Raw genomic sequence first — 13,429 nt, forward strand, 5'->3', positions numbered from 1 at the left:
CAGGGGCTTTTCGGGAGGTGGATGAGATGCCGCAGGAAAAGGCGCAGGGCGGCGGCTTTTGGAAAAAGCGCCGGAAGGAAATTTGCGGTGCTCTTGCTGTCCTGTTCTTGGCGGCTCTTGGCGGCGCGTTCTTTTTCTTTCGAGATGCGCCGCCGCCAGCCGCTCCAACGAAGCAGGAAGAGGGCGGGATCGGCGTCGTCGATGTGGCGCGAGCTGAGAAGGCGCATGAGGCGTATGTGCAGCTGGCGGATCTTGAAGCGCAGTATGCATCGCTCGCCGCCGACATTGATCGACTGAGTCGTGCGCGCCGCGCCCTGAAGCCGCCTGCGCTTGCAGATGAGCCGTTCCAGCTTGCAGCGAAAGAGAAGAATCTGCAGCAGCAGCGTCTCGCGGCGGAAGAGCAGGCGCGTGAGCGCCGCAAGGCGCTCGCTGCCTGGGAGGAAAATACGAAGGACGCCTTTCTCAAGGAAAAGAAGGCGCTAGAAGACGCCTATCAGAATCGCATCGTTAACATCGAGATGAAGATTGACAACCGAGAGGCGATGTTCCTTTCGGAGGCTGATGTAAAAAGCCTGCTCGACGAACTCAAGGCTTTGCGCGAGGAGCGTGGCGAGCGCATACGGGCGCTCTTTGCCGCCCACGACGAGGAGAAGCGGAAGTATCTTGACGCGCTCATCGCGCGCGACGCAAAGAGTGCAAAGTCTACCGCAGCAAGCACACAGGAAGAAGCCGCACGCCAAAAGGCAGAAGCGGAAAGGCGCAACAGCGAGGCGCTCCTGCAGGCGATGCAGGGCGTCGAGATCGACGAGATCCTGCGCCGCAAGAGAGCGGCGCTCGCGGCGAAGGGCGAGGAAGTACGCATCATTCGCGAGCACATTCGCAAGGATATTGAGAGCAAGACGGCGAAGCTCGCGCTCCTTCATCATCTTTCTCTCGTCGTTGCGAAGGAAACGGATGAAGCTGCAGATCTGCGGCGAGAAGAGACAGACGCTCCCTCGCTTCGCTTTCCTGTCGTCGCTCCTGCCGCACTCGATCTGACAGAAGAATTGATTGCCGAGCTTGCGCCCGGAAATACTTAGAAAGAAGTGGAAAATCATGAAGCAGAACAAGAAGCGCATGGCGATGCTCGCAGGTGCCTTTGCCATCATGACGCTCGCCGCAGGCTGCGGCAAGACAGAGATCGGCTATGTCGATCCAAGCCGCATCGAGAAGGAAGCGCCGGCCATCATGAATATTGATGCCGAGATGAAGTCAAAAGTGGAAGAAGTGCAGAAGCAGGCGCAAGAGGATTTGAAGGAGAAGCAGGCGCAGGGTGCGCCGCCCGAGGAGATGCAGAAGGCGCAGCAGCAGGCGATGGGCAAGATGCAGCAGACGAGCAGCATTTACGACCAGCAGAAGACGATCAAACTGCAGACGGCCGTCGGCGAGATTGCACGCACGAAGAAGTTGGATGCTGTTCTCTTCAACGTGGATGAGCAGAAGCTCGTCCATCTCGGCGGCACGGACATCACGGACGATGTGATCAAAGCGCTTCAGTGAGACTGGGAGAGGACATGACGATGAAAAAGACGTTGGGGGAAATCGCTCACTTCCTGGAAGGACGGCTTGCAGGCGATGAAAACATCGTCGTCACGGGCGCGACGAACATCGAGGCGGCGGGCAGGACGGAGATCACCTTTGCCGCCCCGCCCCATATCGAGGAGGCCAAGGCGTCGCAGGCGGCCGCCGTCCTCCTGCCCGAAGATGTGCAGGGCTTTCCTCTGCCCGCCATCCATGTGAAGGAGCCGCGTGCCGCCTTTGCGAAGCTTTTGGAGCTTTTCACGCCTCCGCTGCAGATTCCCGATGGGATCAGTCCGCAGGCTTTCGTGGCGAAGACCGCCGAGGTAGAAGAGGGTGCCTCGATTCTTCCCTTTGCCGTCGTCGATGAGCACGCGAAGATCGCTGCGGGTGCCGTCATTTACCCGCACGTCTACGTCGGGCAGTACGCTGAAATCGGCGAGAAGAGCGTCCTCTACGCGAGCGTCACGGTGCGCGAGCGCTGCCGCGTCGGCAAGCGCTGTGTGCTTCATGCGAACTCGGTTGTCGGCTCCGACGGCTTCGGCTTCACGACGTCGGGCGGCGTTCATACGAAGGTGCCTCAGGTCGGCAACGTCGTCCTCGAAGATGATGTCGAGATTGGCTCGCATGTCGGCATCGACCGCGCTACGACGGGATCGACCGTCATTGGACGCGGCACAAAGATCGACAATCTCGTCCATATCGGGCATAACTGTAAGATCGGCGAGGGGAATCTCATCGTCGCGCAGACAGGCATCTCCGGCTCGACGACGACAGGGCCGAATGTGACCTTCGGCGGACAGGTCGGCACGGTCGGACACATCCACATCGGCGGACATTCCGTCTATGCAGCGCGTTCAGGTATCATCGGCGACATGCCCGAAGGCGTGTTCTGTGCGGGATTCCCCGTGCAGAGCCATCAGGAATGGTTGCGCATGCAGGCGGCTATGAAGCGTCTGCCCGATCTCGTCAAGAAGGTCAAACAGCTGGAAAAGGCGCTCAAAGAGAGGGAAGCGAAGACATGACGTACTACCTCGTGCGCTTTTTGAGCCGCGTCGCCTGCCTTCTGCCCGGGCGCTTCTGCGATCGTTTGGGACGCGCTCTGGCGCTCGCCCTCTGGCCTTTTTTGTCCGTGCGCAGAAAGAAGCTCGCGGTCTCGCAGGTCGCCATGTGTCTTGGGACGGATGAGCGGGAATCGAAGCGCATCGCCAAGGAGAGTGCCTTGCGTTTCGGCCCCATGCTTTTCGAGGTTCTGCGCTTTCCCGTCATCGTGCGCCATATGGCAGATTACGTCGAGATCGAGGGAAGAGAGCATCTCGAAGGAGTCCTCGCCCAGGGCAAGGGCGCGGTCATCGCCACGGGTCACACCGGCAACTGGGAACTCATGGGCGGCGCACTGTCGCAGGCGGGATTTCCGCTCATCGGCGTCGCCATGCGCCAGAGGGATGCGGCGATGGATCGCTTTATCAACGAGTATCGGCGGCTCGTCGGTATGCACATCATCTATAAGAACGACGTGCGCGAGATGTTTCGCATGATGAAGGACGGCTGGGTCGTCGGACTTCTTGCCGACCAGGATACGAATCGGCACGATGGCATCGTGCTCGATTTTTTTGGCAAGCCGACGAACTGCGTGCCTGGCCCCGCTGCGATGGCTCGCTCGGCAGGGATCGGCGTCATCCCCGGCTACATCACGCGCAAGGAGGACGGCACGCATAAGATCGTCCTTTATGCGCCCATCGAGGTGCCTCGTACAAAGGACAAACGCGCTGACATCCGCACGGCCGAGCAGACGGTCAACCGCGTTCTGGAGCAGCACATCCGCGAGCATCCCGAGGAGTGGTTCTGGCTGCACGATCGCTGGAAGTCGATGCGTAAGGCGTTTTAGGGGCTTCTGCTTGCGTGAAGATGAAAAAACCTTTATAATTCAAGGAGAGTCAAAAATTGCAGGCGGAAGGTGGCTTGTGAATTTATGAAGATAGATGCCTTAAGCTCGCAGCGATCTGCGCTGCAGACACTTGAGCGTGATATCGCTGTACATGAACCCTCACGCAGTGATGCGGATTTCGGAACGGAACTTGCCGACCAGCATGCGGCGTTTTCTGATCGCCAACTGCAGGAAATTCTGAAGAAGATTGACGAGCAGGGCGCGCGCCTTACGAATACGCCGACGTACGATGAACTCAAGGCGTATCGCGATCTCGTCAAGGATTTCGTTGACGAAGCAGTCGGGCGCATGTATCAGCTTCATGTGCAGGCGGGATGGGATCGCATGGGACGGCAGAAGGTCTACACGACGGTGCGTAAGATCGATCGGAAGCTCGAAGAACTTGCAGAGAAGATTCGCACGGGTCAGACGGACGCCCTGGACATCGTGGCGAGTCACGATGCGATTCGCGGTATGCTCGTCGACCTCTATATGTGATGGAGGAGGCGCTTTCCTGGAAGGACGTCCTCGGGCACGAAGGGAATATCCATAGGCTGCGGATCATGCTGCGTGACGGTCGCCTGCCCCATGCGCTCCTCTTTTCGGGGATCTCCGGCGTGGGCAAGAAAAAGGTTGCGCACCTCTTGGCCGCAGCTTTGCTGTGCGGCAGGAAGGATGCGCCTTGTGGCGAGTGTCCGTCGTGCCGTGCTTTTCTCGCAGGTACGCATTCCGATTACGTTGAGGCGGCGCCTGAAAGCCGCGGCAAGGGCGTGCGCGTCCTGCGCATCGACGCCGTGCGTGAGATTGAGAAGAAGGTCGCGCGAAAGCCCTTGCTCTCGGGATGCTTCGTCGTCCTTGTGGACGATGTCGACGCGATGAACGAGGCAGCGGCGAACAGCCTTTTGAAGACTTTGGAAGAGCCGCAGGGCGCAGTTTTCTTCCTGCTTGTGACGGCGAAGCGCACGGCACTTCTTCCGACGATCTTATCGCGCGTGCGTGACATGCATTTCGGTGCGCTCTCTCCCGAGGTAATTGAGGAGGCGCTCCTCGCGCGCGGCGTGGAAAGCCGGAAGGCACATTCTCTCGCCATGGCGGCGGACGGCAGCCTTGGTCACGCACTGCTCCTGCTCGAAGGGGGTGGGTTGCAGCTCATGGAGGATGCGGCACAGACACTCTTTTCGCTTTCTGCGCTCGATATGTTCAGCCTTTGGGCGAAGGCAGAAGAACTTGGCAAATTGCCGCGCGATCGCGCTGAGGAATGGCTGCTCGCGCTCTCTCGCCTTCTTCGCGACATGCTCGCGCTCCTTTCGGGGCATGGTACGCTCTACCATGAGGAAAAGCGCGGAGCTTTGGCTCATGTGCTCGCGGATTTTCCCGAGACGCGCATCTTCGCCTGTCTCGCCCTCGTGCGGGAGACGCTCGGGAGGCTTCGGAGCAACGCAAGCGTGCAGCTCCTCTTTGAAGGATTACTGATGCGCCTGCGGGATGCACGAGAGTCGGAAAGGTGACGCTGGGCGCGAAAGAACGCGCTTTCAATAGATGAAGGAGGCAAGGGGTTGCAGACGATTGTGGGTGTCCGCTTCAAGAAAGCGGGCAAGATCTATTATTTCAGCCCGGGAAAATACGAACTCGTACTCGGCGACGATGTCATCGTTGAGACGGTGCGTGGCATGGAGTGCGGTCGCGTCGTCCTGGGGGTGCGAGAGGTGGAGGAAAATGGCTCTCAAGTCTTGAAGACCGTACAGCGCAAGGCGACGGAGCAGGATCTTCGCAAGGTCGAGGAAAACCATCGCAAGGAAAAAGAGGTGTTCAAGGTTTGTGAGAAGAAGATCAAGCTGCATGGTCTGCCGATGAAACTCGTCGATGTCGAGTGCACGTTCGACTTGAATAAGATCATCTTCTACTTCACGGCGGACGGGCGCATTGACTTTCGCGAGCTCGTCAAAGATCTGGCCTCCGTGTTCCGCACGCGCATCGAGCTGCGGCAGATCGGTGTGCGCGACGAGGCGAAGCTCATGGGCGGCATGGGCTGCTGCGGCAGGCCTTTGTGCTGCTCGATGTTCCTCGGCGACTTCGAGCCGGTGTCCATCCGCATGGCGAAGGAGCAGAACCTCTCTTTGAATCCGACGAAGATCTCGGGCATCTGCGGCAGGCTCATGTGCTGCCTCAAATATGAGTGCTCGGATTACAAAAAGAGCTGCCCCAAGCGCCGTCCGAAGCCGCCGAAGCAGGGAAGCCGCGTCGCGTCGGCGGAAGGAGAGGGAAAGGTCATCTCCATCAATGCGCAGCGACGCACGGCGACGATCCTGCTCGACTCGCACAAGACACTCGTGACAGCGTGGGAGGACGTCATTGCCGTAGAAAAGGGAGACAAGGCGTAAGATGGAGCGCACGGAAGGGGCGCAGGGATCGCCGCCAAAGGAAGCTCGGCATGCAAAGGGCACGCTCTACCTCGCGGCGACGCCCATCGGCAATCTTGAGGACATGACGCTGCGTGCCGTGCGGATTCTCAAGGAAGTGCCGTTGATTGCGGCCGAAGATACGCGCCACACGCGCAAGCTTCTCGCACGTTACGACATCCACACGCGCCTCCTTAGCTACCATGAGCACAACAAGTTTGAGAAGGGACCGCGCCTCGTGGAATTCCTGCTCGCAGGAAACGATCTCGTCTGTGTCAGTGATGCGGGGCTTCCCGGCATCGCTGATCCCGGCAGCCACCTCGCTGCTCTGGCCATAGACGCAGGAGTCACCGTATCGCCCCTGCCCGGTGCGAACGCCGCACTCTCGGCACTCATCTGTTCGGGGCTAGACACGCGGCGCTTCACCTTTGTGGGCTTTTTGCCGCGCACGACGGTGAAGCGCGGCGATCTTCTCACCGAAGTCGCCGCGCGAAGGGAAACGCTCATCTTCTACGAAGCGCCACACCATCTGAAGGATACGCTCAAGGCGCTCGTTGCTGTTTTCGGCGGAGCGCGGCCTGCGGCAGCTGCGCGTGAGCTTACGAAGCGCTACGAAGAGTTTCGGCGCGGTACGCTCGCCGATTTGCTCGCGCACTACAGCGCAGAAGAGCCGCGCGGCGAGTTTGTCCTCATCGTCGCGGGTACGGCAGATGGAGAGGTACAGGAGGCGACATCGCAGGAGACGCCGCAGGAACTCGTCGCACGCTTTATGCGAGAGGGCAGGTCGAAAAAGGAAGCCATGCGCGAAGCAGCGAAGCGACTGAACTTAAGTCGTCGCGACGTTTATCAGACCTTGCTGGAAGAATGAAAAAGCCCGCCCACTCCCTTTGCGGGAATGGGCGGGTTTCTGGATGTTTGCGCAAAATCTATACGGCTTCCTTCTGCAGATCTCTCGCGCACTTTTTGCAGACGTTGCGCCCCTTGAAGAGCGACACGTCGTCTACACTGCCGCAGAAGATGCACGTGCAGGTCGGTTCGTACTTTCGCAGCACGATGCGATCCTCATCGGTGTAGATCTCCAAGGCATCGCGCTCTGCGATGCCGAGCGTGCGGCGCAGCTCGATCGGTATGACGACACGACCGAGTTCGTCGACTTTTCTGACGATTCCTGTGGCTTTCATAGCTATCTCCTCCTTAGAAGCAGGCCAGCCAACTGCGGGGAAATAGTCATTCAACGTGCAAAAGCAGGGTTGAGTGATTATTACATGTTTACAAGAAGCCTCGAGAAGTCAAGCCGAAGGCGCAGACTGATCGGTTAGACTCCTGTAAAGCGTGAGAACATATGTACAACGTGCCTCTTTGATGATGCCATGCAGGAAACGGGAGAAAAAGCAATGCATGCCGCTTCGTGCGACGGCTGAATATATGTCCTGAAAGTTTACAACATTTACATGAAGAAACATTTTTTGACTAAAAATGTATACTTTTTCCTTTGCTTACAGTATAGCATTTCCAAGGAAATGTTTCAAGTGAAATAATTAAGAAGAAATAATAAATCTATACAAGAAGGACATTGTGCTTTTGATGAAGGACATGGCGAGAGAGAAAGTATTTTGCTGCCAAATCTTCAAGCAATGATTGAAATGATCGGCACTTTCTCGATGTGCGGAACTTGAAAATCTTGCATAGGAGGACAAATTTATTCTATAATAGTGAGGATATATAAATGCGGCATCATGCCGTTGAGGAGGCTTTTTGATGACAAGGAAATCATTCTACATAACGACGCCGATCTACTACCCGAGCGCGAAGCTGCATATTGGACACGCGTACTGCACGACGATTGCCGACGCTGTCGCACGTTTCAAGCGGCTGACCGATCACGATGTGTTCTTTCTCACGGGAAGCGACGAGCACGGGCAGAAGATTCAGCAGAAGGCAGAGGAGGAGGGCGTGACGCCCCTTGCCTACGTCGACAAGATCGTTGCGGGATTTCAGGGGCTTTGGCAGAAGCTCCACATCTCGAACGACGATTTCATCCGCACGACTGAGGAGCGCCACCAGCGCGTTGTGCAGGAGGTCTTCCGCCGCATCTACGAGAAGGGTGACATCTACAAGGGCAAGTACAAGGGGCTTTACTGCACGCCGTGCGAGAGCTATTGGACGGAGCGTCAGCTCATAGATGGCAAGTGCCCCGACTGTGGGCGCGAGGTGGCGGAGGTCGAGGAAGACGCCTATTTCTTCAAGATGTCGCACTATGCCGACCGCGTCCTCGCATACATCGAGGAGAATCCCGACTTCATACAGCCCGTCTCAAGGCGCAACGAGATGATCAACTTCATCAAGCAGGGGCTTGAAGATCTGTGCATCTCGCGCACGTCGTTCGACTGGGGCATCCCCGTGCCGATCGCACCCGATCATGTCATCTACGTCTGGTTCGACGCTCTGACGAATTACCTGACGCCGATCGGCTTCTTGGATGATCCCGAGAAATTTGAGAAGTATTGGCCGGCCGACGTTCACCTCGTCGGCAAGGAGATTGTGCGCTTCCATTCGATCATCTGGCCGTGCATCCTCATGGCGCTCGATCTGCCGCTGCCGAAGATGGTCTACGGCCACGGCTGGCTCATCGTCGACGGGGACAAGATGTCGAAGTCGAAGGGCAACGTCATCGATCCCGTGCAGCTCATCGATGAGTTTGGCGCCGACGCCATCCGCTACTTCCTGCTGCGCGAGATCAACCTCGGACAGGACGGCAACTTCTCGCGCGACGCTCTCATTACGCGCATCAACGCTGACCTTGCGAATGACCTTGGCAACCTCCTGCACCGCACGCTGAACATGATCGGCAAGTTCCAGGACGGCGTCGTGGAAGAGGCGCAGGGAGAGAGCGCGATTGACCGCGCCTTCCTTGCGGACGCGGAAAGTGCAATCGCCGCCTACGAGCGCGAGATGGAAGAGATGAAGCTGCAGAGCGCCATCAAGACGACGTGGGCGTTCATCAGCCGTGCGAACAAGTACATCGACGAGACGATGCCGTGGGCGCTCGCCAAGGATGCGGCGAAGAAGCAGGAATTGACGAATACGCTTTACAATCTCGCCGAGAGTCTGCGCCGCATCAGCGTCCTCATCGAGCCGTTCATGCCGGAGACGGCGGCGAAGATCTGGCATCAGCTCGGCCTTGAGGGAGACTTCTCTCGCGTGCGCTTTGTTGACGTGCGCACGTGGGGCGGCTTCCTAGCGGGAACGCATGTGGGAAGCCCCGAGCAGCTTTTCCCGCGCATCGAGGTCGAGGCAGAGGAAAAGCCTACGATGCAGGGGAGGAAAGGCTCTGCCGCAAAGTCCCAGGAGGCGCAGAAAAAGCAGGGGAAAGCGGAAAAGACGAACGCTGCTGCGCCTGCGGACGGCGTCATCACGATCGACGATTTCAATCGCGTCGATCTGCGCGTCGCCGAGATTCAAAAGGCGGAGCGCGTGCCCGATACGGCGAAGCTTATGCGCCTTACCGTGAGCCTCGGCACGGAGGAGCGCGAGGTCGTCTCGGGCATCGCTGAGTTCTACGCGGCAGACGAGCTTGTCGGCAGGAAGGTCGTCCTCGTCGCGAACTTGAAGCCCGCGAAGATTCGTGGTATTCGCTCGCACGGCATGATCCTGTGCACGGCGGACGAGAGCGGACTGCGCCTCGTCGAGCCTGCCGCATCCGCAGGGAGCAAGGTGAAGTGATGGAGCTCATCGATTCTCATGCGCATCTCGACGGCGAGAAGTTCGCGGACGACTGCGCCGCTGTCGTTGAGCGTGCACTGGCAGCCGGCGTCGTGAAGATCATCACGATGGGCGACAGCCTCGAGTCCTCGGCGCGGAGCGTCGCGCTCACGGAGGAGTTCGATCCGGTCTATGCGGCGGTCGGGATCCATCCCGAGGAGGTGCAGCCGATGACGGCGGCGACGGACGACCAGCTTGCCGCATGGACGGCGCAGGAAAAGGTCGTCGCCATTGGCGAGATCGGGCTCGACTATTATTGGGAGAAGGACGAGGAAAAGCGTGCGCTGCAGCGTGCGATCTTTGTGCGCCAGCTCGATCTCGCGCGTCAGCTCAGGCTGCCCGTCTGCATCCACGACCGCGAGGCGCACGGCGACATGATGAAGATTCTCAAGACGGAGGGCAGAGGGCTTCGCGGCGTGCTGCACTGCTACTCGGGAAGCTGGGAGATGGCGGCGGAACTCTTGAAGGGCGACTGGTACTTCGGCATCGACGGGCCTTTGACGTACAAGAACGCCGCGAAGCTGCCCGAAATCGTGCAGCGCCTGCCGGCGGAGCGCATTCTCGTTGAGACAGATTCCCCCTACCTTTCTCCCATGCCGTTTCGCGGCAAACGCAACGAGCCTGCCCATGTACTCTACGTCGCCAAGAAGGCGGCGGAACTGCGCGGCGAGAGCCTTGAAGCCTTCGCACGGGCGACGCGCGAGAATACGCGCGATCTGTACGGGATTTGAGAGAAAATTTAATTTAATATGACACAAAGAAAGAAGTGGTGAAAGCCTGTCGTAAAAGGGCTTTCACCACTTCTCTTTTCCCTAAATATGGTGGTTAATTCTGCCAAAGTGGGGCATATCTTGACAAGGGGGGAAAAAGGTGCTAGAATAAGCCTGTCGTTAGATTTCTAAGGGGGGATTGAATGACTTTAAGGAAACTAGCACTTTGCATGGTGTTGATCCTCGGAGTCGTATTCACGACAGGTTTTACGGACGCGATGCGCAATGTCAGCATCGACGTCGATGGCAAGACTTTGGAGGTAAGCACCCGATACTCGAGCCCGGAGCTGATCTTGCATCAGGCAGGCGTCGAGATTAGGCACAAGGATGAGTTTCAGTTAAAGAAATCGGACAAAGAAGAAAAAATTATTGTGCAACGTGCCGTGCCGGTCGTCATTGAGTTCGAGGGCGACAGGCAGAAGGTTTATACGACTCGCAGCAATGTGGGCGAGGTACTCAAGGACTACGGATACGTCGGCGACCGCTTCTCGGCGGAGCTGGACGGGGCAACACGACTTGAAAAAAATCTCAACATCAAGATACACGATTTGGTCGCAGAAAAAGAAAGAGAAGAAGAAGCAAGACGTGCCCAGTCTGTAGAAACATCGCGCGGCGCTATGCGCTATGTGCGTGAGTACGATATGGAAGCGACGGCTTACCTGCCGACCGACGGCGGCGGCAGTGGCATCACGGCTTCTGGTATGCTCGCAGAGCGGGGCGTCGTAGCTGTGGATACGGACGTGATTCCCTTGGGAACGCGCCTCTACATCCCGGGCTACGGTGTGGCCATCGCAGGGGATACGGGCGGCGCCATCAATGGCGAGCGCATCGACCTGTGTATGGAATCCTACGGTGAGGCGATGGAATTCGGCCGCCGTTGGGTCAAGGTTTATGTCTTGGAATAACGACATAAAAAGAGGACTGTACGCGAAAGCGGCAGTCCTCTTTTCGTATGTGCATTACCTGCGAAAACGTATGACGTGTGCCTTCGCGCGGTCAGATCTTTTCGATATACGGCTCTTCGTGGAAGGCTTCGGCATGCTGTATGAGGCCCTTGAGGCGTTCGATGTTCTTCTTGTGCAGCACGATGGCGAACTCGATGCGCGTCCTCTCCTCGTCCGTGAAGTCGCCCGTTTCGTGCGATTCCTCGATGCGCTTCAAACGTTCCTCGACGTCGGCAAGTTCGTCGGCGAGGAGCTTTCGGTCGTGCATGGCAAGTCCGTAGACGGAGCGCAGCCCCTGGCGCACCTCGTGCGCATAGCCCGCCTCGTGCGTGACGGCTTCCAGCTCCTTGGCAATCTCGTAGATGATGTCATAGGGACTGGCGGCGCTGTTGATCATGCCGAGCATCTTCATCTTGATGTTCTCAAAGAGCGTGTAGTCGATACTCTCGTGGTGGATTTCTTCTGCCATAGTTGCCTCTCCTTCCTCACTTCGGACTTCCCTAGTATAGCATCATTCCGTTTTTGTTTACAGAGTAGGATGCACAGTCTATAATAAAAAGAGTAATTTTCTATAAAAGTCCAAGAAGTCAAGCCGAAGGGCGCAGACGGATTGGGCAACTTTCATTGAGAGTGGCGCACTTTTGTTCACAAAGTGGACGTTTGTGCGTGTAATTTTTTGAGGTGATATGATACCATGCAGAAACAAAAAGAAATGCGGCGCGGTCTGCAGAATCGCCATTTGCAGATGATCGCGCTCGGCGGTGCCATCGGCACGGGGCTTTTCTATGGCTCTGCGTCGACCATTAAGCTCGCGGGACCTTCCGTCATGCTCGCCTATTTGACGGGCGGCGTCGTCATCTTTCTCATCATGCGCATGCTCGGCGAGATGGCGGTCGAAGAGCCGGTGTCCGGCTCCTTCAGTCACTACGCCGCGAAGTATTGGGGCGCTTTTCCGGGTTTCCTCTCAGGCTGGAACTACTGGTTCAACTACGTCATCGTCAGCATGGCGGAGCTTTCCGTCATTGGCATCTACATGAACTACTGGCTGCCCGACCTGCCGCAGTGGCTCTCGGCGCTCGTCACTCTCGTCGTCATCACGGCGCTGAACCTCGCGGCTGTCAAGGCTTACGGCGAGATGGAATTTTGGCTTGCCATCGTCAAGGTCGCCGCCATCGTCTCGATGATCGTCCTCGGGCTGTATCTCGTCTTTTCACGCCCCGAGGCATTTCCGATGAACTTCTCCAACCTCTGGGCGCACGGCGGCTTCTTTCCGAATGGCGTTTGGGGCATGCTGCTCTCGATCACTGTCGTCATGTTCTCTTTCGGCGGCATCGAGCTGATCGGCATCACGGCGGGAGAAGCCGCCGACCCTGATCGTTCGATTCCGCGCGCCATCAATCAGGTCATCTGGCGCATTCTCATCTTTTACGTCGGCGCCATGGCGGTGCTCATGGCGCTTTGGCCGTGGGACGAGGTAGGCATGGAGGCAAGCCCCTTCGTGCAGATCTTCTCGAACGTCGGCATCCCTGCCGCCGCGCACATCCTGAACTTCGTCGTCCTGACCGCTGCGGTATCCGTCTACAACTCGGCGATCTACAGCAACTCGCGCATGCTCTACGGACTCGCTGCGGGCGGCGATGCGCCGAAAATTCTCGCGAGTCTGTCGCGTCAGGGCGTGCCCGTCGTCGGCATCCTCATCTCCTCGGGCGTGACGCTTCTCGCTGTACTCCTCAACTACCTGTTCCCCGGACAGGTATTCATGCTCTTTCTCTCCATCGCCATGGCGTCCGTCATCATCAGCTGGGGCACGATCGTCATCACGCATTTGAAATTCCGTCGCCTCTATGCGAGAGAAGGACGCAGGGCGAAATTCCGTGCACCCTTCTTTCCCGTTGTCAACTACATCTGCCTAGCGTTCCTCGTCATGATGTACGCCCTCATGACGCAGATTCCCGACATGCAGTTCGCCGTCCTCGTCCTGCCCGTTTGGCTCTTCGTGCTGTGGCTCGGCTATCGCAGGAAGAAGCGCGGTATTTCCTAGAAAAAATTGGTTTTTATCGCGTGTTTATG

General features: G+C 57.8%; 14 protein-coding genes. 12 read left to right on the forward strand and 2 right to left on the reverse strand.

Features of this window, described 5'->3' with window-relative positions; all coding sequences use genetic code 11:
• Positions 1 to 26: 26 nt before the first annotated feature.
• The 8 genes from HMPREF1153_RS02985 (at position 27) to rsmI (ending at position 6,751) form a co-directional block, all read left to right on the forward strand.
• Positions 27 to 1,079, forward strand: coding sequence for a hypothetical protein (locus tag HMPREF1153_RS02985; RefSeq protein WP_009645491.1), 1,053 nt, complete (start codon positions 27 to 29; stop codon positions 1,077 to 1,079).
• A gap of 16 nt (positions 1,080 to 1,095) precedes the next feature.
• A complete protein-coding gene (locus HMPREF1153_RS02990; protein WP_009645492.1) occupies positions 1,096 to 1,539 on the forward strand; it encodes an OmpH family outer membrane protein in 444 nt (147 codons plus the stop codon).
• Positions 1,540 to 1,553: 14 nt separating this feature from the next.
• Positions 1,554 to 2,582, forward strand: coding sequence for a UDP-3-O-(3-hydroxymyristoyl)glucosamine N-acyltransferase (gene lpxD, locus HMPREF1153_RS02995; protein WP_009645494.1), 1,029 nt, complete (start codon positions 1,554 to 1,556; stop codon positions 2,580 to 2,582).
• Positions 2,579 to 3,445, forward strand: coding sequence for a lysophospholipid acyltransferase family protein (locus tag HMPREF1153_RS03000; protein WP_009645504.1), 867 nt, complete (start codon positions 2,579 to 2,581; stop codon positions 3,443 to 3,445). The genes lpxD and HMPREF1153_RS03000 overlap by 4 nt, the downstream gene beginning before the upstream one ends.
• Before the next feature lie 84 nt (positions 3,446 to 3,529).
• Positions 3,530 to 3,982: a YaaR family protein gene (locus HMPREF1153_RS03005; protein WP_009645461.1), complete on the forward strand. Its 453-nt coding sequence runs from the start codon at positions 3,530 to 3,532 to the stop codon at positions 3,980 to 3,982.
• Positions 3,982 to 4,992, forward strand: coding sequence for a DNA polymerase III subunit (locus tag HMPREF1153_RS03010; protein WP_009645453.1), 1,011 nt, complete (start codon positions 3,982 to 3,984; stop codon positions 4,990 to 4,992). The genes HMPREF1153_RS03005 and HMPREF1153_RS03010 overlap by 1 nt, the downstream gene beginning before the upstream one ends.
• Before the next feature lie 48 nt (positions 4,993 to 5,040).
• Positions 5,041 to 5,865, forward strand: coding sequence for a PSP1 domain-containing protein (locus tag HMPREF1153_RS03015; protein ID WP_009645485.1), 825 nt, complete (start codon positions 5,041 to 5,043; stop codon positions 5,863 to 5,865).
• Between the two features lies 1 nt (position 5,866).
• A complete protein-coding gene (gene rsmI, locus HMPREF1153_RS03020; RefSeq protein ID WP_009645454.1) occupies positions 5,867 to 6,751 on the forward strand; it encodes a 16S rRNA (cytidine(1402)-2'-O)-methyltransferase in 885 nt (294 codons plus the stop codon).
• Positions 6,752 to 6,809: 58 nt separating this feature from the next.
• Here rsmI and HMPREF1153_RS03025 read toward each other — a convergent pair whose 3' ends face one another.
• Entirely contained in the window at positions 6,810 to 7,064 is a 255-nt protein-coding gene (locus tag HMPREF1153_RS03025) for an AbrB/MazE/SpoVT family DNA-binding domain-containing protein (RefSeq protein ID WP_009645428.1), read from the reverse strand.
• Between the two features lie 577 nt (positions 7,065 to 7,641).
• On the opposite strand from HMPREF1153_RS03025, the gene metG reads away from it, so the two are divergent.
• The 3 genes from metG (at position 7,642) to HMPREF1153_RS03040 (ending at position 11,320) form a co-directional block, all read left to right on the forward strand.
• Positions 7,642 to 9,606, forward strand: coding sequence for a methionine--tRNA ligase (metG, locus tag HMPREF1153_RS03030; protein ID WP_009645466.1), 1,965 nt, complete (start codon positions 7,642 to 7,644; stop codon positions 9,604 to 9,606).
• A complete protein-coding gene (locus HMPREF1153_RS03035) occupies positions 9,606 to 10,376 on the forward strand; it encodes a TatD family hydrolase (protein ID WP_009645487.1) in 771 nt (256 codons plus the stop codon). Before metG ends, HMPREF1153_RS03035 begins: the two co-directional genes overlap by 1 nt.
• Positions 10,377 to 10,585: 209 nt before the next feature.
• Positions 10,586 to 11,320, forward strand: coding sequence for a G5 and 3D domain-containing protein (locus HMPREF1153_RS03040; protein WP_009645475.1), 735 nt, complete (start codon positions 10,586 to 10,588; stop codon positions 11,318 to 11,320).
• A gap of 91 nt (positions 11,321 to 11,411) precedes the next feature.
• Here HMPREF1153_RS03040 and HMPREF1153_RS03045 read toward each other — a convergent pair whose 3' ends face one another.
• Positions 11,412 to 11,828: a hypothetical protein gene (locus HMPREF1153_RS03045; protein ID WP_009645509.1), complete on the reverse strand. Its 417-nt coding sequence runs from the start codon at positions 11,826 to 11,828 to the stop codon at positions 11,412 to 11,414.
• Between the two features lie 225 nt (positions 11,829 to 12,053).
• Between HMPREF1153_RS03045 and HMPREF1153_RS03050 the strand changes: the two genes are divergently transcribed.
• A complete protein-coding gene (locus HMPREF1153_RS03050; RefSeq protein ID WP_009645478.1) occupies positions 12,054 to 13,400 on the forward strand; it encodes an amino acid permease in 1,347 nt (448 codons plus the stop codon).
• The last annotated feature ends 29 nt before the right edge of the window (positions 13,401 to 13,429 follow it).

Source organism: Selenomonas sp. CM52 (assembly GCF_000292955.1).
Classification (GTDB): domain Bacteria; phylum Bacillota; class Negativicutes; order Selenomonadales; family Selenomonadaceae; genus Selenomonas.